The following is a 24,095-nucleotide window of genomic DNA, read 5'->3' on the forward strand; positions in this document are numbered from 1 at the left end:
TTTTCATGCCTGCCCCGAGCGCAGGTCCGGTGTCCAGTTCCAGCCCGCCCCGACCAGGCGGTGTCCAACCCGACCTCCGTGGAGGCCGGCTCCCGTTCCTTCCCCGCCCCGAGCGGAGCGAGGGGCGGGCGCTTTCATCCTTTTAGGCTTCCGGCTGTCAAGCCCGCCATGATGCTCCTCTGGAACACGAAGAACACCAGGATTGTGGGCAGGCTCGCGATGACCAGGGAGGCGATGAGGACGTTCTGGGGCATCTGGGCCGAGAGGGACGCGATGCCGACGCTGATCGACATCTTGTCGGTCTCCGGGAGGACCAGGAGCGGCCAGACGAAGTCCTTCCAGACCGTGACGACCGACAGGATCGACACGACTCCGATGATCGGGCGCGACACCGGCAGCACGATCGACCACAGGATCCTCGCGGGAGAGGCGCCGTCGATCTCCGCGGCCTCCAGCAGCTCGCGCGGGATCGAGTCGAAGAACCGCTTCAGCAGGAACACGAAGAAGCCGTTCGCTGCCGCCGGCAACCAAATCGCCCACGGGGTGTTCAGCAGGTCGGCGTGGAAGATCGGCAGGTCCTTCGCGACCAGGTACGTCGGCAGCAGCAGCACCATCGGCGGGATCATCAACGTTGCCAGCATCGCGCCGAGCACGAGCTTCCCGAAGATCGGTCGCAGCTTCGACAACGCATACGCCGCGCTGACGTCGACCGCGAGCGTGAACAGCCACGCGCCACCGGCGTACAGCACGGTGTTCTTCAGGAAGACTCCGAGCTGGAGCTGCTCCCACGCGTCGACGTACACGTGCAGGTCGAAGTGTTTCGGGAAGAAGCTCGGCGGGATCTGCGCGAGCTCGTCAGGTGACTTGAGCGCGCCCGTCACCATCCAGTAGAGCGGGAACACGAACGCCCCGGTGAACCCGACGACCGTCACCGTGAGGATCGTCCAGTAGATCACCCGACCACGCGGACTGCGGAGTGCGAGCGGTGAGACCAAGGTCCTCATCGGGCGTCCTCCTCGCGCGACACACGCAGGTAGACCGTGGAGAAGATCAGCAGCACGATCATCAACATCAGGCCGAGCGCGGAGCCGCCGCCGAAGTCGCCGAAGTTGAACGCGTACTGGTACATCAGGTAGGCGACCGTCACGGTCGCGTTCTCCGGGCCGCCGCCGGTCAGCAGGTACGGCTCGATGAAGACCTGCATCGTCGCGACGATCTGCAGGAGCAGCATCACCAGCAGGATCAGCTTGGTCTGCGGGATCGTCACGTGCCACACCCGCCGGAACAGGCCGGCGCCGTCGAGCTCCGCGGACTCGTACAGGTCACCGGGGATGCTCTGCAGCGCGGCGAGGTAGATCAGCGTGCCGGTGCCGAGGTTCATCCAGGTCGACACGATCACGAGGCTGATCAGCGCCGTACTCGTCGAGTCCAGCCAGCTCAGCGGCGGGATGTGGACGACGTCGAGCGCCTGGTTGAAGAGGCCGGCGCCCGGGTCGTAGAACCACTTGAACAGCAGTACGGCGACCGCCGGCGGAAGCATCACCGGCAGGTACACGACGAACCGCAGGTACGCCTTCGCGTGCTTGAGCTCGTTGAGCACGACGGCGAGCACGAACGGTACGGCGTACCCGATCACCAGCGCCAACCCGCTGAAGGCCGCCGTGTTCAACCACGCGGACCGGAACGCCGGATCCGCGATCACCGTCCGGAAGTTGTCGAACCCGACCCAAACCCCCGGATCCACAAAGTTGTTCTGCTGGAAACTCAGCACAACTTCCCGAACCATCGGATACCAGGAGAACAAGGCGAAACAGATCAAAGCCGCACACAAGAACCCGTACGCCGTGAGGTTCCGCCCGAACGCCCGCCGCAGGGCGCCGTGGCCGTCTGGGATTCGCGGGTCCGCCGCCCCCACTGCGTGGGGACGACGGACCTGCTCCTCGGTCACCGTCATTACGTGTTCTTCGCCAGGATCTTGTTCGCCTTGCTCTCGGCGTCTGACAGGAGCTTGTTGATGTCGGCGTCCTTGCGGGTGAGGACGGCGGACATGGCCACGTCGAGGACCGCGTAGAGCTCCTGCGCCTTGGGCGGTTCGAGCTTGTTGGTGATGTTGCCCTGGGCAGCGACGTACGGCGCGAAGTTGTCGACCGGGACCGTCGCGTACTGCTTGCGCAACGCGGTGATCTCGTTGCCGGGGGCACTGGTTCCGTACAGGTCCGGGATCGGCAGACCGACCGGGCGGCCCTGCTCCTTGGACCGGGCGTAGTCGAACTGCCCCTTGCCCGGCGTCAACTCATGGAACTCCAGCCACAGCAGACCGGCCTTGATCTTCTCCGGCGACGCCTTCGGGTTGAACATGTACCCGTCGCCGCCGCTCAGCGACGACTTCCCGTCCGACTCCGGTACGGCGGTGACGCCGTAGTCGTCGAACTTGCCCTTGAAGTCGTTGTTGACCGACTGCACGACATCGGGCGCACCGACCATCATCCCGAGCTTGCCGCCACCCATCATCCGCATCAGGTCCTCCCACTGGAGCAGCTGCTTGGTGCCCATGGAGTTGTCGTCCCAACGCATCTTCTTCAGGTTCTCGAGCACCGCCTTGCCCTCGTCGCTGTTGAACGCCGCGGTCTTCCCGTCGTCGCTCACCATCGACCCACCGCGCGCGTACAGCTCGGCCGCGAAGTGCCAGCCGCCCGTGTTGCCGGCGGAGTACTCGCCGTACCCGACGTAGCCCGGGCCGAGCGCCGCGATCTTCTTCGCCGCCTCGCGGACCTCTTCCCAGGTCTTCGGCGGGTTGGCCGGGTCCAGGCCGGCCTGCGTGAACAGCTTGCGGTTGTAGACCAGGCCCATGTTGTAGTTGTTGCGCGGCAGTCCGTACGTCTTGTCGCCGTCCTTGAACACGCCCATCACGTCCGGACGCAGATCCTTGACCGCGCCGACGCTGCCGACGTACTGGCTGATGTCGGCGGCCTGCTTCTTGTCGATGATCTTCCGTACGTCGGTGTAGTAGACGTAGAACAGATCCTCCTGCGTCCCGCCGGCCAGCTTCGCCTGGAACGTGTCGGGGTTGATGCAGGGGAACGCGTCCTTGCCCTGCACGGTGATGTTCGGGTGCGCTTTCTGGAACGTGGCGACATCCGCCTCCCAGGCCTCGCGCTCCTTCGGATTGCTCTTCGGCGGCTCGCAGCCGACCGTGATCGTCACCGGTCCGTCCGACGCTCCCCCGGCGGCCGGCTTGTTCCCGTCGTCCGACCCGCAGGACGCGGCCACCAGCCCGAGTCCCGCAACCAGCAGCAGGCTGAGCCCGCGGCGCGTTGTCGTCATTTCCACCCTCTCCCTCGGATCGTGTGGACACCGTAGGGAACTGGACGCATGATCGCAATACTTCGATTGGAGATTGCAAAAACGTGACTTCTTGTGGGAGATTACCCGCCAGAGAGCAAACGACAGCAGCCGCCGACCAAAGCGGTCAGCGGCTGCCGAGGTACTGCGTGACGTCTAGATGCGGGCCCGTGCGGTGGAGGCTCGGACGACGAGCTCCGGTTCGAAGAGCAGTTCGTCGGCCGGTACGACGGCGCGCTCGATCAGCGCGACCAGCATGTCGACCGCGGCCCGGCCCATCGCGTCGATCGGCTGGCGGACGGTGGTCAGCGGCGGGTCGGTGCAGTTCATCATCGCGGAGTCGTCGTACCCGATCACCGACACCTCGCCCGGCACGCTCAGGCCGGCCCGACGGACTGCGCGGATCGCACCGAGCGCGAGGATGTCACTCGCGCAGACGATGCCGGTGACGCCGTTGTTGACCAGCCGGGTCGCGGCCGCGTGCCCGCCCTCGAGCGAGAACATCGTGTGCTCGACCAGCTTCGGATCGGCCTCGTCCGCAGCCAGGTACGCCTCGAGTTTCCGCCGCGAGGGGATGTGGTCGCGCGGGCCGAGCACCATCCCGATCCGCAGGTGACCGAGAGCTCGCAGGTGACCGATCGCCATCTCCGCGGCGACGTAGTCGTCCGACGAGACCTGCGGGAAGCCGAGGTGATCGACCGCCGCGTTGACCAGCACGGTCGGCAGCTTCCGCTCCTGGATCAGCTCGTAGTGCTGGTGCGGCGCGTCCGCCTGCGCGTAGAAACCGCCGGCGAACACCACCCCGGACACCTGCTGCTGCAGGAGCAGATCGACGTAGTCGGCCTCGGACACACCGCCGACCGTCCGGGTGCAGAGCAAGGACGTGAAACCTTGCTGCGCGAGCGCACCGCCGACGACCTCGGCGAACGCCGGGAAGATCGGGTTCTGCAACTCCGGCAGGACCAGACCGACCAGCCGGGCGCGGTCACCGCGCAGCTGGGTGGGACGCTCGTACCCGAGCACGTCGAGGGCGGTGAGCACCGCTTCGCGGGTCGCCTCGGACACTCCCGGCTTCCCGTTCAGGACGCGGCTCACGGTGGCTTCACTGACGCCGACCTTCTTGGCCACCTCTGCAAGTCGTCGTGTCATGGCGCAAACTGTACGCCTAATCACGCAAGAATTTGCAACCACTTGCGTCGATTTCGCTCTGTGTTGGGAGCGGGAAAGAGACTAGGAGGAGATGGACAGCTGAACCCTCAGGATTCCTGACAGACTGGGAGCCGTGCCCCGATTCGTCGCCACCCGCCCGGACACCGGCCTGCTGTCGCTCCCCTGGGACGTCCCGCTGGAGGACTGGCCCGAGGACCAGCTGGTCGCGCTTCCGCGCGGTATCTCGCGGCACGTCGTCCGCTTCGTCCGGGTCAACGGCACGGTCTACGCGATCAAGGAGGTCCTCGAGCATCTCGCGATGCACGAGTACCGGCTGCTCCGCGACCTCGAACGCCTCGAGGCCCCGTCCGTCGAGCCCGTCGGCGTGATCACCGACCGGGTCGACCGCGACGGCGAGCCGATCGACTCGATCCTGATCACCCGGCACCTGCAGTTCTCCCTGCCGTACCGCGCGCTGTTCTCCAGCACGCTCCGGCCCGACACGGTCAACCGGCTGATCGACGCGCTGGTCGCGCTGATCGTGCGGCTGCACCTGCTCGGGTTCTTCTGGGGCGACTGCTCGTTGTCCAACACCCTGTTCCGACGCGACGCCGGCGCGTTCGCGGCGTACCTGGTGGACGCCGAGACCGGCGAGCTGCACCAGGACATCTCCGACGGGCAGCGGGCACACGATCTGTACACCGCGGAGATCAACCTGTTCGGCGAACTGCTCGACCTGCAGGAGGGCGGTCTGCTCGACGAGTCGATCGACCCGCAGGAGACGGTCGAGTCGATCCAGAAGCGGTACGAGGCGCTGTGGGCCGAGCTGACCGCGCCGGAGGAGTTCGCCACCGACGAGATGCACCGGCTCGACTCGCGGATCCGGCGGCTGAACGAGCTCGGCTTCGACGTCGCCGAGATCGACATCATCACCGACTGGGACGGCAGCCAGGTCCGCATCCAGCCGAAGGTCGTCGACGCCGGCCACCACTCCCGCCGGCTGCTCCGCCTCACCGGGCTGGACGTCGAGGAGAACCAGGCCCGCCGGTTGCTCAACGACCTGGACGCGTTCGCGGCCGCGACCGACCAGCAGAACGAGGACGAGGAGATCGTCGCCCACCAGTGGCTGACCGACGTCTTCGAGCCGGTCGTCCGCTCGGTCCCCCGCAACCTGAACCGCAAGCTCGAGCCGGCCGAGGTCTTCCACGAGGTCCTCGAGCACCGCTGGTTCCTGTCGGAGCAAGCCGGCCACGAGGTCGACACGATGGAGGCGGCTCGCTCGTACGTGAACGACGTACTCGCCGCCAAGCCGGACGAGAAGCTGGCACTGCCGACACCGTCTCTTCCCGAGCCCGACTGAGGTTTGCAACGTTCCGGCCCTCCGCGACGTGATCAGGGTGGGAGGTGCCGGATGGAGACACCCGACTTCGACGACTGGGTCACTCAGCGCGGCGGTGCGCTGCTGCGGTTCGCGTACCTGGTCACGCGCGACCACAACCGCGCGGAGGAAGCGGTCCAGGACGCGCTGATCGCGGCGTACTCACGCTGGACGAAGATCTGCCGCGTCCAGGACCCGGAAGCCTACGTACGGCGCTCCATCGTCAACGCCGACATCTCCCGCTGGCGCCGCTTCTTCCGCCGGGAAACCCCGACCGAGAACGTCGCTACGCCGGACGCCACCCCGGACCACGCCGCCACCCAGGCCGAACATGACGCCGTGTGGGCACTGTGCGCGACCTTGCCCGCAAAACAACGAGCAGCCGTCGTACTGCGGTACTACGAGGACCTCCCGGACGCGGAGATCGCCGTGATCCTGGACTGCTCACCCGCCACCGTCCGCTCCCAGATCCACCGCGCCCTGGCGAGCCTGCGCACCACCATCACCACCGAGGAGGTCAAGCACTGATGGACCGCTCCGAACAACTCATCGCCGACAGCCTGTCGAAACACGCCGCGGACGCCCCGTCGGACGACCGCCTCCTGGCCGCAGTCCACACCCGCCTACGTCGCCGCCGCACCGGCCGCACCATCGGCGCGGTCGTCGTCGCGGCCGCGGCCGTCGCCACCGCGATCACCGCAACCCACCTACAGCTGCGCACCGATCCGCAGGTCGCCCAGAACCCGGCGCCCGGTTGGCGTTGGGAGTCCTTCAGGACGGTCCAGGTACAAGTCCCGTCGAGCTGGACGCAGTACGTGTCCGGACCGGCGCCGTGCACCTTCCTCGGCAACGCGGCAGTGCCTGCCATCGGTCGGCTGAACGGTTGGCCGGCGAGCAAGGTCTACACCTGCAACACCGCGGTCCTGCCGCTGGCTCAACGACAGCCGTATCTCTGGTTCAACGACGTCCAAGCGCCGGGTATCAAGCGGTACGACGGCGGCTGGACCGAGGAGACCCGCGTGGTCGGCGGCGTGAAGCTCAGCGTGCTGACCAAGGACGACGCGCTGCGTCGAACGATCCTCGACTCGGCTCGATCCATCACCGGCACGGACTACTACGGCTGCACCCCCCAGCAGCCCGCCGACGAACCGACCGGCAAGCCGACAGCCCAGATCACCGCCGCTTCGGTCTGCGAATACTGGAACGGTTCGCTCATCGCAAGCTCGAGCGTCCCGCCGGAGAAGGTCCTCGAACTGACCGGCGAACTCCTCAGCCCGCCCCAGCCACGCTCCGGCCCGGGCCCGGCACCGGCCGGCTGCCAGGACCCCGCCCGCCGCGAGTACGTCATCCATCTCCGCACCAGCGACCAGTCGTGGCCGGTCCACGTCTCGTACTCCACCTGCTCCGTCGACCACCAGTCACCTGCCTTGAACATCATCCAGACCGGCCCTCACCACCAGACCCAGGGCGCCGACCTCTTCGACCCCGTCAGCCCGATCCCGTCCTTGCCGCGCTGAGCACCACGGTCCAGTCAGGACAGCCCAGGGCTCTTCACCGGGAGACCTATCGCCTTCGCGGCGGCCAGCAGCCGACGGTCATAGGTGACGAACGCGGTCAGATCGTCGCCGATGACCAACTCTGCTGTCGCAAGATGAATCGCGTCGAGTGCACGCAGCGACGGCTCGTCGTAGGCCGCCGCGGCAGTGCGCACCGCCGGATCGATGTCGCAGACGCCGATCCGTGACAAGACGACCGGAGCGGAGGTGAGCAATGCCGGCTCGCTCCGTCGAAGTGCACGTGGGAGCTCCACCTCTGCCAGTGCCGAGGAAACCAGAAGACGATCCTCCTGCTCGTCGAGCCAGTCCGCGAGTTCGTCCGACGACACCTCGCGACGGACGAGTTTCACGAGCGCGGCCGTGTCCAGGTAGATCATCAGTAGCGCTCCTCGTCACGCATCCGCTCGAGGAGTTCGCCGGCCTCGTTGTCTGTGCGCACCTCACCCTTCGGGCGCGGGATGGGATTCGTGTACAGCGCCGGCCGGAAGCCACCGCTTGCAAGCAGCCGCGCGATCGGTGACGGCTTCGCCGGGATCAACCGTGCGACGACGACGCCGCGCTCGGTGATCTCGATCTCCTCGCCCTGCTTCACCCGGGCCAACACCCGGGCCGTTTCCTGATTCAGCATCCGGATCGGTACTTCAGCCATAGCTTCAGAGTAGTACATATTTGTCTGACACCGCCCTTCTCGTTGATCGGCAGAGAAGTTACAGCCGTTCGGAGCCCCTCCGGCGGTTGTCCACAGGAGAAGTTGTCTAGGGTTGAAACGTGAAAATCGTTGGGTACGAGACGTTTCTGGTGGCGCCGCGGTGGCAGTTCTTGCGGATTGATACCGATGAGGGGATCAGTGGTTGGGGGGAGCCGATCGTCGAGGGGCGGGCCGAGGCGGTGCAGGGGGCGGTTGCGGCCGGTATGGAATACCTGGTGGGCACGGATCCGTTGCGGATCGAGGAACACTGGCAGGTGCTGGCCAAGGGCGGGTTCTATCGCGGCGGTGCGGTGCTGTCGAGTGCGCTCGCGGGGATCGACCAGGCGTTGTGGGACATCAAGGGGCGCCATCACGGAGTACCGGTGCACGAGTTGCTCGGCGGGCCGGTGCGTGAGCGGGTCCGGATGTACACGTGGGCGCACGGTGTCGACAACGCGGCTCTCGTCGACGATGCGCTGGCCAAGGTCGCGAGCGGGTTCACCGCGGTGAAGATCAACGTGTCCGAGGCGCTGCCGCCGATCCCGGGTGCCGCCGACGTACGGCGGATGGCGTCGCGGGTCGAGGCGCTGCGGACCGCACTCGGCGACGGCGTGGACATCGCGCTCGACTTCCACGGACGGTTGAGTACGGCGGCCACCCGGCAACTACTGCCGTTGCTCGAGCCGCTGCTGCCGCTGTTCGTCGAGGAGCCGGTGACGCCGGAGTATTCGCGCGATCTGCGCCGGATCACGGAGTCGACCAGCATCCCGATCGCGACCGGGGAACGGTTGTTCTCGCGGTGGGACTTCCGGGACGTGCTGACGACCGGGATCGCGGTGGCACAGCCGGACATCTCACATGCCGGTGGCGTCTCCGAGGTACGGCGGATCGCGGCCATGGCCGAGGCGTACGACGTGAACGTGGCACCGCACTGCCCGCTCGGGCCGATCACGCTGGCGGCGAGCCTGCAGATCGACTTCGCGACGCCGAACTTCCTGATCCAGGAACAGAGCCTCGGCATCGAGTACGGCGGCGGCAACGAGCTGCTCGACTACCTCGTCGACCCTGGCGTGTTCACCTTCACCGACGGGCATGTGGAGCGACCGACCGGTCCCGGCCTAGGCATCGAGGTCAACGAGGACGTAGTCCGCGCGGCCGCCGCCAACCCGCACCGCTGGCGCTCCCCCATCCTCCGCCACACCGACGGCTCCTTCGCCGAGTGGTGACCCACCGCTACCGACCCACGGCTCGCAGCAACCAGCGGGAGACGGGCGCATCGTCCAGTTCCTCGAGGGCGCTGATCCAGCGGGCCTCGGCGATCTCGGGTGAGAGCCGCAGGCCGCCGTCGGCGGTCGTTGCGGTGAGGGTCGTCAGGTTGTCGTGTTTGCCTTCGAGGGTGGTGACGGTGGTGTCCAGCACGGTGAAGGCGGAGGGCGGCAGGGCGATGCCGAGTTCCTCGCGGATCTCCCGGGCTGCCGCCTCCGCGGGCGTCTCGCGGGCCGGCTTGTAGCCGCCGCCGGGCAGTGCCCAGCGGCGGGTGTCGGCGTACGAGTGGCGGACGACCAGGAAGCGGCCGTCCGCCTGTCGCAGCAGGGCTTTGACGCCGAAGGTCGTGGGTTTGCGGACGCGGAACCACAGCTGCGCGAACGGCGAGCCCGCCCGCAGCAGCATTGCGCGGAAGCGCATCAGCGCGGCGGCATCCGCAGCGCGCCGTCGAGGCGGATGACCTCGCCGTTCAGCAGCTGGTTGTCGAGGATGTGCCGCACCAGCGCGGCGTACTCCGACGGCCTACCGAGCCGCGACGGGTGTGGGACCTGCTGCTCGAGCACCGTCCGGGTCTCCTCGGGCAGGCCGGCGAGCATCGGCGTCTCCATCGTGCCGGGCGCGATCGTGACGACCCGGATCCCCTTGTCTGCAAGGTCTCGCGCCGCCGTCAGCGTGAGGGCGACGATCCCGCCCTTGCTCGACGCGTACGCCGCCTGCCCGACCTGACCGTCGTACGCCGCGATCGACGCGGTCATCACCACGACGCCACGATCGCCGTCCTCGCCCGCCGGCAGCTCTATCATCCGCTCGGCCGTCAGCCGGAGGACGTTGAACGTGCCGATGAGGTTCACCTCGATCACCTGCCGGAACGTTGCTAGCGGCAACGGTCCCTTGCGGCCGACGACCCGCCCCGGCGTCGCGACACCGGCGCAGTTCACGACCACCCGCAACGTACCCAGCGCCGAGGCCGCGTCGAGCGCGGCCGTGACGCCGGCCTCGTCGGTGACGTCGGTCGGCGCGAACACCACCCGGTCGCCCAGCTCGTCCGCGACCGCCTTGCCCGCGGACGACGGCAGGTCGACGATCACCACACCCAGTCCGTCGGCGGCAAGCCGTCGTACCGTCGCCTCTCCGAGCCCGGAACCACCACCGGTGACGAGGGCGACGTCGGACGGGCTGAACTTCATCTACACGCTCCTGAGGACTTCGCGGCTGATGACCAGTCGCTGGATCTGGTTGGTGCCTTCGAAGATCTGGGTCACCTTGGCCTCGCGCATGTACCGCTCGGCCGGGAACTCCCGGGTGTAACCGTACCCACCGAGCACCTGCACCGCGTCGGTGGTGACCTTCATCGCCGCGTCCGTGCAGACCAGCTTGGCGATCGCCGCCTCGCGGGTGAACGACCGCCCGAGATCACGCCGGCGCGCGGCATGCAGGTACGTCGCCCGCCCGGACTCGACCGCGGCCGCCATGTCGGCGAGCAGGAACTGCATCCCCTGGAAGTCAGCGATCGCGTGCCCGAACTGCTGACGCTCCTTCGCGTACGACGTGGCAACGTCGAGCGCTGCCTGCCCCAGACCGATCGCACACGCCGCGATCCCGAGGCGGCCGGAGTCCAGCGCGGACAACGCGATCCGCATACCGTCGCCCTCCGCGCCGATCAGGTTGGCGGCCGGAACCCGCACGTTGTCGTAGTTGACCAGCGTCGTGGTCGACCCGGTCAGACCCATCTTCCGCTCCGGCGCACCGAAGCTGAGCCCCTCCGCCGAACCCGGCACATGGAACGCGGAGATGCCGTGCTTCGGGTCGTCCGAGGTCCGCGCGAACGTCGTGTAGAAGTCGGCGTGCGAGCCGTGGCTGATCCACGCCTTCGTCCCGTTCAGCACATACGAGTCGCCGTCCCGGACAGCCCTGGTCGTCAGCGAGCTGATGTCGGAGCCGGCCTGCGGCTCGGACAGCGCGTAAGCCCCCAGCAGCTCGCCGCCCACCATGTCCGGCAGCAGCCGGGCCTTCTGCTCGTCGGTCCCGAACGTCGCCAGCCCGTACGACGTCATCGTGTGCACGGAGACGCCGACGCCGACGGACATCCACGCGGACGCGATCTCCTCGAGCATCTGCAGGTACACCTCGTACGGCTGCTCGGCGCCGCTGTACTGCTCCGGGTAGGGCAGGCCGAGCAGACCGGCCTTGCCGAGGGTGCGGAACGCGTCCCTCGGGAACGTCTCGCTCTCCTCCGCGCGGGCGGCATGCGGAGCGAGCTCGTGCTCACACAGGTCCCGGACCAGGGCGAGCAGGTCGATGGACTCGTCGGTCGGCAGGAGTCGGTCGACAGGCATCAGGAACCCCCTCTTCAACAACTGCCAAAATGATACTAGGAACGATACTGAAGCACATAGTTCCGTATCGTTCTATGCTGTCTCGATATGACAACAGTCGTTCCGGGGCGGCGGACCCGCCGACAGTCCGAGCTCCTCGACCGGCTCCTGTCCCTGTTCCTCGAGCAGGGGTTCAGCCGCTTCACCCTGGACGACCTGGCCGCCGAGCTGCGCTGCAGCAAGACGACCCTGTACGCGCTGGCGCCGAGCAAGGAACAGCTCGCCGTCGAGGTGGTCAAGCACTACTTCAAGAATGCCACCGCGCAGGTGGAGTCCGCGGTCGCGCGGCAGACCCGGCACGACCGCCGGATCGCGGCGTACCTGAACGCGGTCGCGGACGCGCTGCGGCCGGCCAGCCGGACCTTCCTGGACGACGTGGCGACGTTCGCACCGGCCCGGTCGGTGTACGAGCGGAACACCCGGATCGCCGCCGAGCGGGTCCGGACGCTGATCGAGGACGGCATCAACAACAAGATGTTCCGGCAGGTCGACATCGCGTTCGCGGCCGAGATGATCGCGCACACCATGCAGGCGATCCAGCGCGGCGACATCGCCCGGCGTACCGGCCTGAACGACGCCGAGGCCTACCGCGAACTCGCCTCGTTCGTCCTGCACTCCCTGCGCCTGGACTGAACCAGCAGTCCCCTTAAGGTTGGGGATCGTCCTCTTGCTGCCATCTTGCGCATCAGAGCCGTACGCCCCGGAAGGCTGATGACTATGAAAACCCTGCGACGAACAGCGGCCGTCATGGCGGCTGCCGCGCTCGCCCTGGCCGCCGCCGTACCGGCCAAGGCGGACCCGGTGAAGCCGCCACGACTGTCCGCCAGAGCGATCACCGAGACGCTCAACAATCAGATCAACACCCCCGGTACGGCGTGGATGACCAAGCCGGACGGCACCGTCGTGGTGTCGTACGACTCCACGGTCACCGGCACGAAGCTGACCAAGCTGACCGGTCTGACCAAGCAGCTCGCCTCGAACATCACGATGGAGAAGCTGCCCGGCAAGCTGCAGAAGTACATCAGCGGCGGCATGGCGACGTTCGGCGGCGAGTACAAGTGCTCCGTCGGCTTCAACGTGCAGCGGCGCGGTAAGTACTACTTCCTCACTGCCGGTCACTGCGGCGTAGCCGCGGCCCGCTGGTACCAGGACCAGAACCACGCTGTGTACACGGGCGCGGTGGTCAACGCCAGCTACCCGTGGAACGACTACTCGCTGGTCGTCTACCGCACCGACATCAAGATGAAGCCCCCGGGCGGCAGCGTGTACCTGTACAACGGGCACTCGCAGGACATCACCACCGCGATGAACCCCGGCCTCAACCAGCTGGTCTACCGCTCCGGCGCGACCAGCGGCCTGCACAGCGGCCGGGTGACCGGACTGAACGCGACCGTGAACTACGGCGACGGACGCGTGGCCGGCCTGATCCGGACCAGCGTGTGCGCCGAGCCGGGCGACTCGGGCGGTCCGCTGTTCTACCGGCAGTGGGCGTTCGGTCTGACCTCCGGTGGCTCCGGCGACTGCAAGACCGGTGGTGTGACCTACTTCCAGCCGGTAGTGGAAGCTCTCAACGTGTATGGAGTCTCCATCTACTAGGCGCAGGTTTCCCCTACTCTCCGGAACCTCTTGAATACTCAGGGAGATTGGGGGTAGGACTGGACACGGTTGAAGTCAAGGACGCCCCGCCCCGAAGGCGTCCTCATCGTGAGGAGGCTGAAACCGTGAACATGTCCCCGTTCCGTCGTACCACCGCTCTCCTGGCCGCGGCCGGGCTTGCTGCCGCCGGACTTCTGGCGTCGCAGGCCTCGGCCGCGCCGGTCAACCCCGCCACCCTGTCCGCATCCGCGATCACGTCCACGTTGAGCAAGGACGCCACGATCCCGGGTACGGCGTGGCAGACGAATCCGGACGGCCGGATCATCGTGTCGTACGACGACACCGTGACCGGCGCCAAGCTGTCCCAGCTGGCCGGTGTCACCAAGCAGTTCGGCAGCCGGGTCACGCTGGAGAAGATGTCCGGCAAGCTGACGAAGTACATCGCCGGCGGCGACGCCATCTACGGCGGGCAGTACCGCTGCTCGCTCGGCTTCAACGTCCGCAGCGGCAGCACGTACTACTTCCTGACCGCGGGTCACTGCGGCAACATCGCGTCGAGCTGGTACTCGAATTCCAGCAAGACCACCCTGCTCGGCACGACGTACGGCTCGAGCTTCCCGGGTAACGACTACGCGATCGTGAAGTACAGCACCTCGTACACGAACCACCCCGGCACGGTGGATCTGTACAACGGCTCCTCGCAGGACATCACGTCCGCCGGCAACGCGTCCGTAGGCCAGGCGGTCAAGCGCAGCGGTAGCACCACCGGTGTGCACAGCGGCACGGTCCAGGCAGTGAACGCCACGGTGAACTACGCCGAGGGCACCGTCACCGGCCTGATCCGCACCAACGTCTGCGCAGAGGGCGGCGACTCCGGCGGCGCGCTGTTCGCCGGCTCGGTAGCCCTCGGCCTCACCTCCGGCGGCTCCGGCAACTGCTCCTCCGGCGGCACAACCTACTTCCAGCCCGTCACCGAAGCCCTCTCCCGCTACGGCGTCAGCGTCTACTGACCCTCAACATGACAGCGCCCCGGACCTTCACGGTCCGGGGCGCCGTCATGTGGTCAGCTCGCGCGGCGGCGGGAGATTTCGTAGAGGGTTACGCCGGCGGCGATGCCGGCGTTGAGGGACTCGGTGGCGCTGGTCATCGGGATCGAGACGATCAGGTCGCAGTTCTCGCGGACCAGGCGGGCCAGGCCCTTGCCCTCGGAGCCGATGACCAGGACCACGGGCTCGGTGGCGGCCTCGAGCTCGGGGAGCTCGACGGCGCCGTCCATGTCCAGGCCGATGATCAGCAGACCGGCGTCCTTGTAGGACTTGAGGGCCCGGTTGAGGTTGCCGGCCCGGGCGACGGGGATGCGGGCCGCGGCGCCGGCGGAGGTCTTCCAGGCCGACGCCGACATCGACGCCGTACGACGCTCCGGGACGACGACGCCGTGGGCGCCGAACGCGGCCGCCGACCGGGTGATCGCGCCGAGGTTCCGCGGGTCCGTCACGCCGTCGAGCGCGACGATCAGCGGCACCTGGCCAAGGTCGTGCGCCCGGGCGACCAGGTCGTCGGGGTGCGCATACTCGTACGGCGGGATCTGCAGCGCGACGCCCTGGTGCGAACCGCCGGCGGTGACGCGGTCGAGCTCCGTCCGCGGCACCTCGAGCACCGAGACACCGGTCTCGACCGCGACCAGCAGCGCCTCGCGCAGGCGGGCGTCCCGCTCCGTGCCCTCGGCAACATGCAGGGCAGAGGCCGGCACGCCGGCCCGCAGCGCCTCGACGACCGGGTTGCGCCCGTACACCCACTCGACGGTCGCGTCGTTGTCCTTGCGCTGCTGGCGCCGGGGCGCGCGCTCGCGCTCCTTGGCGCGCTCGGCCGCCTTGGCCCGCTTGTGCGCGGGGTGTTTGACCCGGTCCACCGCCTTCGGCGTCGGGCCCTTGCCCTCGAGACCGCGGCGAACCCGCCCGCCGGATCCGGCCGTCGGGTTGCCCCGCGGCTTCTTCCGGATGGCGCCCTTACGCTGACTACTGCCTGGCACTTCAGCTTCCTTCGTCTGTTGATGCAAGCGACCATCGCGGTCCTTGCGGGGTGTCCTCGACGACGACGCCGAGCGCCTTCAGCCGGTCGCGGACGGCGTCCGCGGCGGCAAAGTCCTTGCGTTCCCGGGCGGCCTGGCGCTGCTCGAGCAGTGCCTTCACCAGCCCGTCGACGACCTCGGTGAGCTCGTGGGTCTCGCCACCGGACGCCCGCGAGGCCCACGGCTCGCCCAGCGGATCCAAACCGAGCACTCCGAGCATCCCGCGCACCGCGGCCAGGGTTTCCTGGATCGCGCCGTCGAAGCCACGCACGCTCGGCTCGAAGGCGTCGGCCAGCAACTTGTTCCCGTCACGGACTGCGTTGTGCAGGACTGCTACTGCCGCAGGCGTGCCGAGGTCGTCGTCCATCGCCGCCGAGAAGGCCGCCGGCAGGTCCTTGGCCGGCTCCACTGATCCTGCTACCTCGGTAGCGCGGAGGACGAAGTTCTCGACGCGCTGGAAGCTCTTCGCGGCCTCGTCAAGCGCCTCGAACGAGAACTCCACCACCGACCGGTAGTGCGACTGCACGAGGTAGTAGCGCAGCTCGATCGGGCGGACCCGCTCGACCACGTTCCGCACGACGGCACTGTTGCCCATCGACTTCGACATCTTCTCGCCGGCCGTGGTGACGAGCGCGTTGTGCATCCAGAACCGGGCGAACTTCTGCCCGACCGCGGTCGACTGGGCCAGCTCGTTCTCGTGGTGCGGGAAGCGCAGGTCGAGCCCGCCGCCGTGGATGTCGAACTCCTCGCCGAGGTACTTCCCGGCCATCGCCGAGCACTCGATGTGCCAGCCCGGACGGCCGCGTCCCCACGGCGCCGGCCAGGAGGCGGTCCGCGGCGTGGCCTCGGTCCAGCCCTTCCAGAGCGCGAAGTCGCGCGGGTCCCGCTTGCCGCGCGGGTCGGCGTCCTCGGCTGCTTCCATGTCGTCGATCCGCTGGTGCGACAGCGCGCCGTACGTCGGCCAGGACTTCACGTCGAAGTAGACGTCACCGGATCCGTCCGGAGCGACGTACGCGTGCCCGTCCGCGATCAGCTGCTCGATCAGCTCGATCATCTCCGGGATGTGCCCGGTGGCGCGCGGCTCGTACGTCGGCGGGCGGCAGCCGAGCACGTCGTACGCCCAGTGCAGCTCGCGCTCGAACTCGTAGGCGTGCGCCCACCACGGGACGCCGCGATCGGCCGACTTGGCGAGGATCTTGTCCTCGATGTCGGTCACGTTCGCGATCACGGTGACCTCGTAGCCGGAGCGCTCGAGCCAGCGGCGCAGTACGTCGAAGACGACTTCCTTGTAGATGTGCCCGACATGCGGGGCACCCTGCACCGTCAGCCCACAGTGGTAGATCCCGACCTTGCCCGGATGGACCGGCTCGAAATCTCGCACTGCTGCCGTCGCGGTGTCGTACAAACGAAGTGTCACCGGTCAAGGGTAACGGGAGGTTACGTAGGTAAATAATCACCTGCACCACAGCTTCAAAGGTTGATTCTTTCCGGAGCCGGGTAAGAATGAGTTCCGAGCGCTCTGTCCGCCCCTCATCGCTCTGGAGGAAACCGTGAAGTCCGCCCTTTTCACGGGTGCCGCCGTGACTCTTGGCCTGTTGCTGGCCTCGATCGGCTCCGCCCAAGCAAGCACCATCGACAGCGATGGCAGCACCTCGTCCCACCAGCCGACCGCCCAGGCCCGTCAGCACGGCATCGAGAAAGCCGGCGACGCCTACATGGGCTGGGTCCAGAACAACACCCTGGCCGCGGCGCCCGCGGTGATGGCACCCGCCGCCAGCGTCGAAGGTATCGACGTGTCCAGTCACCAGGGCAATGTCGACTGGACCGCGCAGTGGAATGCCGGCAAGCGGTTCGCCTACACAAAGGCGACCGAAGGCAACTACTACACGAACCCGTACTTCGCCCAGCAGTACAACGGTTCCTACAACGTCGGGATGATCCGCGGCGCGTACCACTTCGCCACGCCGAACGACTCCAGCGGCGCCAACCAGGCCACGTACTTCCTGGCCCACGGCGGCGGTTGGTCGAAGGACGGCAAGACGCTGCCGGGTGCCCTCGACATCGAGTACAACCCGTACGGCGCGACCTGCTACGGGCTCAGCGCGGCGTCCATGGTCGCGTGGATCCGGGACTTCGCGAACACGTACAAGGCCCGCACCGGTCGCGACGTACCGATCTACACCAACCTGGACTGGTGGAGCCGCTGCACCGGTAACAGCACCGCGTTCAACTCCACCAACCCGCTGTGGGTCGCGAAGTACGCCTCCTCGCCGGGGACGCTGCCCGGCGGCTGGCCCTTCCACACCATCTGGCAGTACAGCTCGACGCCGATCGACCAGGACCGCTTCAACGGCGACATGTCCCGGCTGCAGGCGCTGGCGAACGGCTAAATCTGTTGCAGCGGTCGCATAGTCTCGATCGGTGAGCTACACGCTGCCGATCGAGACTGACCGCCTGACCCTGCGTCGCTATGTCGAGACCGACTACGACGACCTGCTGAAACTGCAGTCGAACCCGGACGTCACCCGGTACCTGCTGTACGACGTACGGACGCCCGAGCAGGTCAAGGAGGCGCTCGCCGGCCGGATGGCCGACGTACCGATGGACCGCGACGGTCAAGCGCTCACCGCCGCGGTCATCCTCCGCGAGACCGGCCGGCACCTCGGCGAGGTCGTGCTGTTCCTGAACAGCGTCGAGCAGCGCACCGGTGAGATCGGGTACGTCTTCCACCCGGAGTCGGCCGGCCACGGGTACGCCAGCGAAGCCGCCGTCGAGCTGCTCCGCGTCGGGTTCGAGGAGCTCGGCATGCACCGGATCATCGCCCGGCTGGACGCCCGCAACGACGGGTCGGTCAATCTGCTCAAGCGCCTCGGCCTGCGCCAGGAGGCGCATTTCGTGCGGAACGAATACCTCAAGGGCGAGTGGACCGACGAGCTCGTCTTCGCCATGCTGCACGACGAGTGGGACAAGCGTTCGTAAGTATTTTGCCGTCGGCGCGCCCTCGCATGGCAGGGAGTGCCAACCGGGTCTACCGTCGAAACTATGACCTCCGCCCGTTCCGTCACCGCCCTGATCGTCGGGGCGGTTGTGCTCAGCGCCGGCACTCTGCCGAGCGAAGCCGTCAAGGTCGCCCCGGCCCGGGAGATCGCCTATCGCACCTGGACGTCGTCCACGGACTTCCTGGCCGGCGACCAGTTCGGCACCACCGTCTCCGACGGCGCCCTCACCTTCGGTACCTCGACCGGCACCACGTCGTACGTCGACCCGTTCGGCGACGGCACCGCCAAGAGCTACGACCAGACCAGCTGGATCTCGCCGCACGTCAGCACCGGCTTCGGGCTGACCGAGCTGGTCGCCTCCTGGAACGCGACCACCCCGCCCGGGACCTGGATCGAAGTCTCGATGGCCGGCGTCACTGACACCGGCGCCACGACCAAGTGGTACGTCATGGGTCGCTGGAACAGCGGCGACGACACTGCGGCCGGTGACATTCACCGGACGTCGGTGCCGAGCCAAGGTGATGCGAACGGATCTGTTGCCGTCGACACCTTCCAGGCAGCCACCGGTCACTGGCTGGATCGCTGGCAGCTGAAGGTCACCCTGTACCGGCTCAGTGGTACGACGCAGTCACCGGTCGTCCGGTCCGTCGGCGCGATGGCCTCCCGGCTGCCGTCCGACAAGAAGGTTGCCGCGAGCCCCCTCGGCGGCGCGGAGGGCATGGTGCTCGACGTGCCGACGTACTCGCAGGAGACGCACATCGGGCACTACCCGCAGTGGGACGGCGGTGGCGAGGCCTGGTGTTCGGCGACGTCGACCGCGATGGTGCTGGACTACTGGGGCGCCGGTCCGACCGCGGCCGAGACCGCATGGGTCGATCCGTCCGATCCGGATCCGCAGGTGGACAACTCGGCCCGGTCCGTCTTCGACTACTCGTACGACGGTGCCGGCAACTGGCCGTTCAACACGGCGTACGCCGGGAGTCGTGGCGTGGACGGGTTCATCACCCGGCTACGGTCGCTGACCGAGGCGGAACAGTTCATCAAGGCGGGGATCCCGCTGGTGGCCTCGCTGTCGTTCAAGAAGGGCGATCTGCCCGGTGCGGGGTACGGGACCAACGGGCACCTGATGGTGATCGTCGGATTCGATGCCGCCGGCAACGTGGTGGTGAACGACCCGGCGTCGCATCTGATCGCGAGTGACGACCAGGTGCGCACGACGTACGACCGGGCCGCTTTCGAGAACGCCTGGGTGCCGCACTCGGGTGGGCTGGTCTACGTGATCCACCCGGAGGGTGTGCCGCTGCCGCCGGCAGTCGGGCCGCAGCACAACTGGTAGGTCCAGAAACGACAGAGCCCGCCACGCCGGGGCGGCGTGGCGGGCTCTGTTCTCTTATGGACTAGCGGGCGAACAGTGCGCCCGTCAGGTTCGTGGTGAGGTTGCGGAGCGAGTCAGGCAGGTACTGCAGGTGCCAGCCGCGCGGGCCGCGGTACCAGGTGAAGCCCTCGTCCTCTTGGTCCGGCGTGGTGTCGGTGGCGACCAGTGCGTCGATCCAGCGCTCCGAGCCGCCCAGTACGACGGCGTACGGCAGGGCGCGTGAGCAGAGCTCGGCGTGCTGGTCGGTCGGCAGCTCGCTGACGTCCATCTCCAGCAGCTCGCCGCGGATCGCAGCGACCTGGCCGAGGACGCGTCCGGCAGCCGGAGCCTTGGCCGGCATGTAGCGCCCGACGACGAGCAGTCCGATACCGACCAGGGTGATCGCGATGCCGAGCAGACCCCAGGTCGACAGCAGCGCCAGCAGGACGGTCGCGACCACGCCGACCACCGTGGTGGCGATGCCGATCGTTGCCCACAGCGACCGAGTCCGGTCCGGGCGCTCGCTGAACCAGCCACGCTTCACGACACCGTCGTACAGCGCGTCCTGAACCTGCTCGAGGTTGGCGCGGACCTGACGGCCGAGCTCGGAGACGAGCACCGAGTCGGCGTCGCCGAAGATCGCGCGGATCAGCACGTTCTCGTAGCGCTGCAGCTCTTCCGACGGAGCGTTCGAGACCCGGCGCAGCTCCCAGTCCGGACGCGAGTACTCCGTGCTGTGCTCCTGCTCGACGATCGTGATGTGGCCGCGGACGGCCAGGTCGATGATCGTCGCGGTCACGTCGACCGGATCGATCCGCTCGTCGATCAGTGTGCCGACCTCGCCGGGCCGCAGGTCCGACGGCGGCGAGAAGTTGATCCGGGCATCGGTCCCGAGGCTGAACAGCGACGCCGGTACGACGCGACGCGGGTCGACCTGGTCACGGCCGCGCAGGCGGTACAGGGCGAACAGTGCGATCGCGCCGAGCAGCAGCACGGCCAAAGCGGTGATTAGCTGGGCTGCGTCGGTGGAGAAAGCGCGCTTGAAGGTGTGGCGGTACTCGACGATCGAGTTGGCCGCGATCTGGCCCTTCGGGAAGCCGACCGCCATCCGGACGGTGTTGCCCGGCGGCAGGTTGGCCTGCTGGAAGGTCGGACCGGAGGTCTCGCCGATCTGCGCCAGCGTGCACGGGATGTTGCTGTCGATCGGGCCCGCGAAGCAGGAGACGTGCGAAACCTCAGGGACGCTGTAGACCACGTTGGCCTGCTGGATCGGGATGCTGATCCCGGTCAGCGGCGCGAACCGCACCTCCGTGCCGTCGAGGACCGTGGCCACCGCGCCCTTGACCGTGTACGAGAAGTCGAGCTCCGTCGTACCGCTGTCGATGCCGGGGACCGCGATCGATGTGACGTCGCCGTCGGTCTTGACGTCCGCCTTCTTGTCCTGGCCGCCGGCCTTGACCTGCAGGTCGCCGATCTCCTGGACGTGGTCGATGTCGTCGGGCAGGTGGTCCCGCGTGACGATGAACCGGGTGAAGGTCCCGTTCACGTTGCTGAGCTTCCAGGTCTCCGCGACCCGGAGCAGGCCGTCACGTTCGACCCGGACCTGGCTGTCGTAGTTGGTCACTACCGGGTCGGCGGCAGCGCTGGAACCCGAAGATCCAGTCGCGCCCGCCGGGACAGTCGACAGGCCGAGCAGGCCGAGGGCACACAGGGAGAGCCCGAGGAGACGTAGACGCATCGCCCAATCACACCGTAGAAAGAGGGGAGGTTGACACCGGGCACGATAGCGTCTGCGGGGTGTCAGGCAACCAATGGGGACCGCCTCCCGGGCAATTCGGCCCGCCGCCGCAGCAGGGTTACCCGGCTCCTCCCCGGCCGCCGCAGTACTACGCAGCTCCGCCACCGCCCGGACCGCAGTTCGGCTGGGGTCCCTTGCCGCCCCAACCGCCGCCGAAGAAGTCGGGCGGCGCGGTGCTACTGATCGTTGCCCTGGTCGCGGTGGTCGCTGCCGGGGGCGTGTTCCTGTTCGTCAAACTCTCGCAGGGCGGTGGTGACGAGCCGACTGTGGCCGCGCCGCCGACTGTTACTACGTCGGTGCGCCCGACCAAGGCTGTGCCGACGCGGCCTGCGCCAACTCCCAAGAAGACGGTGACCACGGCGCCGCCGAAGCCGGTGCAGGTCAACCCGGCTACGTACATCGCGACGCACCGGCTCTACAAGACCGGTGCGATGCGGACGGTGAACTGCAAGCAGGCGAAGACGGGTCTGGGTAATGGTGCGCAGGCGCTGGCGTACTTCAAGTCGATCAAGGCCTGCTTGGACCGCGCCTGGCCGCGACAGGTCGCTGCGTCGGGTGGCCGGTTCCGCTCGCCCGGACTGGTCGTTTGGGGCGGCACGGTGAACACACCGTGCGGCAGTGGGCCGGGGCGCTCGTTCTACTGCCCGACGACTCACACCATTTATATGGAGTCGCCGTCGGTCATCACCTTCTACAAGCAGAACCCGACGTTCGGCCGGATGGTCGGCAGCTTCACGGTGGCGCACGAGTACGCGCACTCGGTCCAGTGGATGACCGGGCTCGGCGAGGCCTACGAGAAGCTGCGGTACGACGCAACCACCGACGGCCAGCTACTCCTGAGCCGGCGGCTCGAGCTGCAGGCCTCCTGTCTGGGCAACGTGTTCCTCGGCGCCAACCGAGGCAGCTACGGCATCACCGGGTACGCGTACCAGATGTGGCTGTACGACGTGAACAACAGCGGCGACCGGCCGCCGTACCCGAGGGACCACGGCAGCACCACCAGCCACGGCGCCTGGAGCCGGGCCGCCTTCGCGAGTCGTAACCCGGCGAGTTGCAACACCTGGTCGGCATCACCCGCCAGGGTAAGTTGAGCCTGGGCTCCGGTAGCGTCACCGCTGTGTCAGGCAACCAATGGGGTCCACCGCCCGGGCAGCAGTACCCGCCGCAGCAGCCACCGCCGTGGCAGCCGGGGCCGGGACAACCCGGGCCGGGGCAGCCGGGTCCTGGGCAGCAAGCGCCTGGGTACGGCGGACCGTCCGGTCGCCCGCCCCAAGGACCGCCGCCGGGGCCGCCGTACCAAGGTCCGCCCGGTCCGCCCTACCAGGGGCAGCCGTTCCCGGGGCAGCCGTTCCAAGGGCAGTCGTTCCACGGCCAGCCGCAGTTCGGCTGGGGTGCGGGTGCTCCGCCCGGTGGACCGCGGCCGCCGAAGAAGGGCCGCGGCGGCGTGATCGCGCTGTTCGTGGTCCTCGGCGTGGTGGTGATCGGCGTGATCGGACTGAAGATCGCCTCGTCGATCCTGAAGCACAACGGCGACCCGTCGTACGCCGAGCCGACCACCACGTCGTCGTACAGCCCCAGCGCAGAGCCGTCGTCCGAGCCGTCCGGGCAGCCGTCCACCAAGCCCACCGTGCGGCCGACCACGACCCGGCCGACCACGCAGGCGCCGGTGCCGACCACGTCCCGCTCGACGACCACGACCAGGCCGACGACCAACCCCGGGCCGAGCGACACCGACCTGGTGCTGCGGAACAAGCTGTACAAGGCCGGCGCGATGAGGTCGGTGAACTGCAAGGAGTCCGGGTCGCGACCCGCCACCGCGGCCGGCGCCCGGGCCAACTACAAGAACCTGCTGGGCTGCCTGAACAAGGCCTGGTCGCCGTTGATCGCCAAAGCCGGCAGCCGGAACCGATCGCCTTCGGTGATCACGTTCACCGGCACGGTCCAGTCGCCGTGCGGATCGAAGAGCGACAGCGGGCCGCCGTTCTACTGCGGCACCAACGACACCATCTACATGAACCTCACCGAGGACGTCGGGAACTACAACAAGTACTCCGAGTCGTACAGCAAGGTGTGGGCGCGGATGTGGATGCTGCACCAGTTCGCCCACGAGTACGGGCACCACGTGCAGAGCATGACCGGGATGCTGGCGGCGTACGCGCGGATCCGGTACGAGCGGGCGACGTACGCGCAGGAGTTGCAGGACAGCCGGCGGCTGGAGCTGCAGGCGTCATGCTTCTCGGACATCTTCATCGGCTCGAACCGGCGTACCTACCCGATCACCGGCCAGTCGCTGGTCCAGTGGCGGTGGCTGATCGCCAACACCATCGACAACGGCCACGACCACGGCGCCCCGCCGATCCACAACTACTGGGCGCTGCGCGGGTGGAACGGACGCAACCCGAACGCGTGCAACACCTGGGCCGCACCGGCGGCGAAGGTGCAGTAGGTCCCGAGTGACGAATCAGTTCGAAGCGACTGGCCGGGGTAGCTAGCCTGGTGGGTCCGGATCGCGCAAAGTATGTCCGG

24 protein-coding genes are annotated in these 24,095 nt (G+C 67.9%); 12 read left to right on the forward strand and 12 right to left on the reverse strand.

Going from position 1 to position 24,095, the window contains the following annotated elements; translation table 11 throughout:
- Window positions 1-134: 134 nt before the first annotated feature.
- The 4 genes from ABT313_RS07135 to ABT313_RS07150 all read right to left on the reverse strand — a co-directional run bounded on the left by ABT313_RS07135 (window position 135) and on the right by ABT313_RS07150 (window position 4,491).
- Entirely contained in the window at window positions 135-1,004 is an 870-nt protein-coding gene (locus tag ABT313_RS07135; protein ID WP_350849582.1) for a carbohydrate ABC transporter permease, read from the reverse strand.
- Window positions 1,001-1,954, reverse strand: a complete 954-nt coding sequence (locus tag ABT313_RS07140; protein WP_350849584.1) for a carbohydrate ABC transporter permease — start codon at window positions 1,952-1,954, stop codon at window positions 1,001-1,003. The genes ABT313_RS07135 and ABT313_RS07140 overlap by 4 nt, the downstream gene beginning before the upstream one ends.
- Window positions 1,954-3,324 (reverse strand): ABC transporter substrate-binding protein, encoded by a 1,371-nt coding sequence (locus tag ABT313_RS07145; RefSeq protein WP_350849586.1) that lies wholly within the window; start codon window positions 3,322-3,324, stop codon window positions 1,954-1,956. Before ABT313_RS07145 ends, ABT313_RS07140 begins: the two co-directional genes overlap by 1 nt.
- A 174-nt stretch (window positions 3,325-3,498) precedes the next feature.
- Window positions 3,499-4,491, reverse strand: coding sequence for a LacI family DNA-binding transcriptional regulator (locus ABT313_RS07150; RefSeq protein ID WP_350849588.1), 993 nt, complete (start codon window positions 4,489-4,491; stop codon window positions 3,499-3,501).
- A gap of 112 nt (window positions 4,492-4,603) precedes the next feature.
- Between ABT313_RS07150 and ABT313_RS07155 the strand changes: the two genes are divergently transcribed.
- Genes ABT313_RS07155 through ABT313_RS07165 form a run of 3 tightly spaced genes read left to right on the forward strand, consistent with a single transcriptional unit; the run spans window position 4,604 to window position 7,386 of the window.
- A complete protein-coding gene (locus tag ABT313_RS07155) occupies window positions 4,604-5,851 on the forward strand; it encodes a DUF4032 domain-containing protein (protein ID WP_350849865.1) in 1,248 nt (415 codons plus the stop codon).
- A gap of 51 nt (window positions 5,852-5,902) precedes the next feature.
- Window positions 5,903-6,397, forward strand: coding sequence for a SigE family RNA polymerase sigma factor (locus tag ABT313_RS07160; protein ID WP_350849590.1), 495 nt, complete (start codon window positions 5,903-5,905; stop codon window positions 6,395-6,397).
- Complete coding sequence (locus ABT313_RS07165; RefSeq protein ID WP_350849592.1) at window positions 6,397-7,386, forward strand: hypothetical protein; 990 nt, start codon at window positions 6,397-6,399, stop codon at window positions 7,384-7,386. The genes ABT313_RS07160 and ABT313_RS07165 overlap by 1 nt, the downstream gene beginning before the upstream one ends.
- A 14-nt stretch (window positions 7,387-7,400) precedes the next feature.
- On the opposite strand, the gene ABT313_RS07170 is transcribed toward ABT313_RS07165, so the two are convergent.
- Entirely contained in the window at window positions 7,401-7,802 is a 402-nt protein-coding gene (locus ABT313_RS07170) for a type II toxin-antitoxin system VapC family toxin (RefSeq protein ID WP_350849594.1), read from the reverse strand.
- On the reverse strand, window positions 7,802-8,074 hold the full coding sequence (locus tag ABT313_RS07175) for a type II toxin-antitoxin system Phd/YefM family antitoxin (RefSeq protein WP_350849596.1): 273 nt from the start codon (window positions 8,072-8,074) through the stop codon (window positions 7,802-7,804). Before ABT313_RS07175 ends, ABT313_RS07170 begins: the two co-directional genes overlap by 1 nt.
- 119 nt (window positions 8,075-8,193) lie before the next feature.
- Between ABT313_RS07175 and dgoD the strand changes: the two genes are divergently transcribed.
- Window positions 8,194-9,339, forward strand: coding sequence for a galactonate dehydratase (gene dgoD, locus ABT313_RS07180; RefSeq protein ID WP_350849598.1), 1,146 nt, complete (start codon window positions 8,194-8,196; stop codon window positions 9,337-9,339).
- A gap of 7 nt (window positions 9,340-9,346) precedes the next feature.
- Here dgoD and ABT313_RS07185 read toward each other — a convergent pair whose 3' ends face one another.
- Genes ABT313_RS07185 through ABT313_RS07195 form a run of 3 tightly spaced genes read right to left on the reverse strand, consistent with a single transcriptional unit; the run spans window position 9,347 to window position 11,715 of the window.
- Window positions 9,347-9,799: an NUDIX domain-containing protein gene (locus ABT313_RS07185; protein ID WP_350849600.1), complete on the reverse strand. Its 453-nt coding sequence runs from the start codon at window positions 9,797-9,799 to the stop codon at window positions 9,347-9,349.
- Window positions 9,799-10,566: an SDR family NAD(P)-dependent oxidoreductase gene (locus tag ABT313_RS07190; RefSeq protein WP_350849602.1), complete on the reverse strand. Its 768-nt coding sequence runs from the start codon at window positions 10,564-10,566 to the stop codon at window positions 9,799-9,801. Before ABT313_RS07190 ends, ABT313_RS07185 begins: the two co-directional genes overlap by 1 nt.
- Complete coding sequence (locus ABT313_RS07195; RefSeq protein WP_350849604.1) at window positions 10,567-11,715, reverse strand: acyl-CoA dehydrogenase family protein; 1,149 nt, start codon at window positions 11,713-11,715, stop codon at window positions 10,567-10,569.
- A gap of 87 nt (window positions 11,716-11,802) precedes the next feature.
- On the opposite strand from ABT313_RS07195, the gene ABT313_RS07200 reads away from it, so the two are divergent.
- The 3 genes from ABT313_RS07200 to ABT313_RS07210 all read left to right on the forward strand — a co-directional run bounded on the left by ABT313_RS07200 (window position 11,803) and on the right by ABT313_RS07210 (window position 14,360).
- Window positions 11,803-12,387: a TetR/AcrR family transcriptional regulator gene (locus ABT313_RS07200; protein ID WP_130383294.1), complete on the forward strand. Its 585-nt coding sequence runs from the start codon at window positions 11,803-11,805 to the stop codon at window positions 12,385-12,387.
- A gap of 84 nt (window positions 12,388-12,471) precedes the next feature.
- Window positions 12,472-13,350, forward strand: a complete 879-nt coding sequence (locus ABT313_RS07205) for a S1 family peptidase (protein ID WP_350849607.1) — start codon at window positions 12,472-12,474, stop codon at window positions 13,348-13,350.
- Window positions 13,351-13,481: 131 nt separating this feature from the next.
- Window positions 13,482-14,360, forward strand: coding sequence for a S1 family peptidase (locus ABT313_RS07210; protein WP_350849867.1), 879 nt, complete (start codon window positions 13,482-13,484; stop codon window positions 14,358-14,360).
- Window positions 14,361-14,413: 53 nt separating this feature from the next.
- Here the strand turns inward: ABT313_RS07210 and rlmB are convergent, their stop codons facing one another.
- Both rlmB and cysS read right to left on the reverse strand, forming a co-directional pair.
- Window positions 14,414-15,379, reverse strand: coding sequence for a 23S rRNA (guanosine(2251)-2'-O)-methyltransferase RlmB (gene rlmB, locus ABT313_RS07215; protein WP_350849609.1), 966 nt, complete (start codon window positions 15,377-15,379; stop codon window positions 14,414-14,416).
- Window position 15,380: 1 nt separating this feature from the next.
- Complete coding sequence (gene cysS / locus ABT313_RS07220) at window positions 15,381-16,835, reverse strand: cysteine--tRNA ligase (RefSeq protein ID WP_350849611.1); 1,455 nt, start codon at window positions 16,833-16,835, stop codon at window positions 15,381-15,383.
- A 133-nt stretch (window positions 16,836-16,968) separates the two neighbouring features.
- Here cysS and ABT313_RS07225 point away from each other — a divergent pair, with 133 nt between their 5' ends.
- From ABT313_RS07225 to ABT313_RS07235, 3 genes are all read left to right on the forward strand, one after another.
- Entirely contained in the window at window positions 16,969-17,808 is an 840-nt protein-coding gene (locus ABT313_RS07225; RefSeq protein ID WP_350849612.1) for a lysozyme, read from the forward strand.
- Window positions 17,809-17,839: 31 nt separating this feature from the next.
- Window positions 17,840-18,397: a GNAT family N-acetyltransferase gene (locus ABT313_RS07230; protein ID WP_350849614.1), complete on the forward strand. Its 558-nt coding sequence runs from the start codon at window positions 17,840-17,842 to the stop codon at window positions 18,395-18,397.
- Between the two features lie 63 nt (window positions 18,398-18,460).
- Window positions 18,461-19,753, forward strand: a complete 1,293-nt coding sequence (locus ABT313_RS07235; protein WP_350849616.1) for a C39 family peptidase — start codon at window positions 18,461-18,463, stop codon at window positions 19,751-19,753.
- A 61-nt stretch (window positions 19,754-19,814) separates the two neighbouring features.
- Here ABT313_RS07235 and ABT313_RS07240 read toward each other — a convergent pair whose 3' ends face one another.
- Window positions 19,815-21,509 carry a DUF2207 domain-containing protein gene (locus ABT313_RS07240; protein ID WP_350849618.1) on the reverse strand — a complete coding sequence of 565 codons (1,695 nt, stop codon included), beginning with the start codon at window positions 21,507-21,509 and terminating at the stop codon, window positions 19,815-19,817.
- 59 nt (window positions 21,510-21,568) lie between these two features.
- Between ABT313_RS07240 and ABT313_RS07245 the strand changes: the two genes are divergently transcribed.
- On the forward strand, window positions 21,569-22,660 hold the full coding sequence (locus ABT313_RS07245; RefSeq protein WP_350849620.1) for a neutral zinc metallopeptidase: 1,092 nt from the start codon (window positions 21,569-21,571) through the stop codon (window positions 22,658-22,660).
- Between the two features lie 26 nt (window positions 22,661-22,686).
- Complete coding sequence (locus ABT313_RS07250) at window positions 22,687-24,015, forward strand: neutral zinc metallopeptidase (RefSeq protein WP_350849622.1); 1,329 nt, start codon at window positions 22,687-22,689, stop codon at window positions 24,013-24,015.
- Window positions 24,016-24,095: the final 80 nt, after the last annotated feature.

This window comes from Kribbella sp. NPDC000426, from assembly GCF_040300265.1.
Taxonomy (GTDB): Bacteria; Actinomycetota; Actinomycetes; order Propionibacteriales; family Kribbellaceae; genus Kribbella.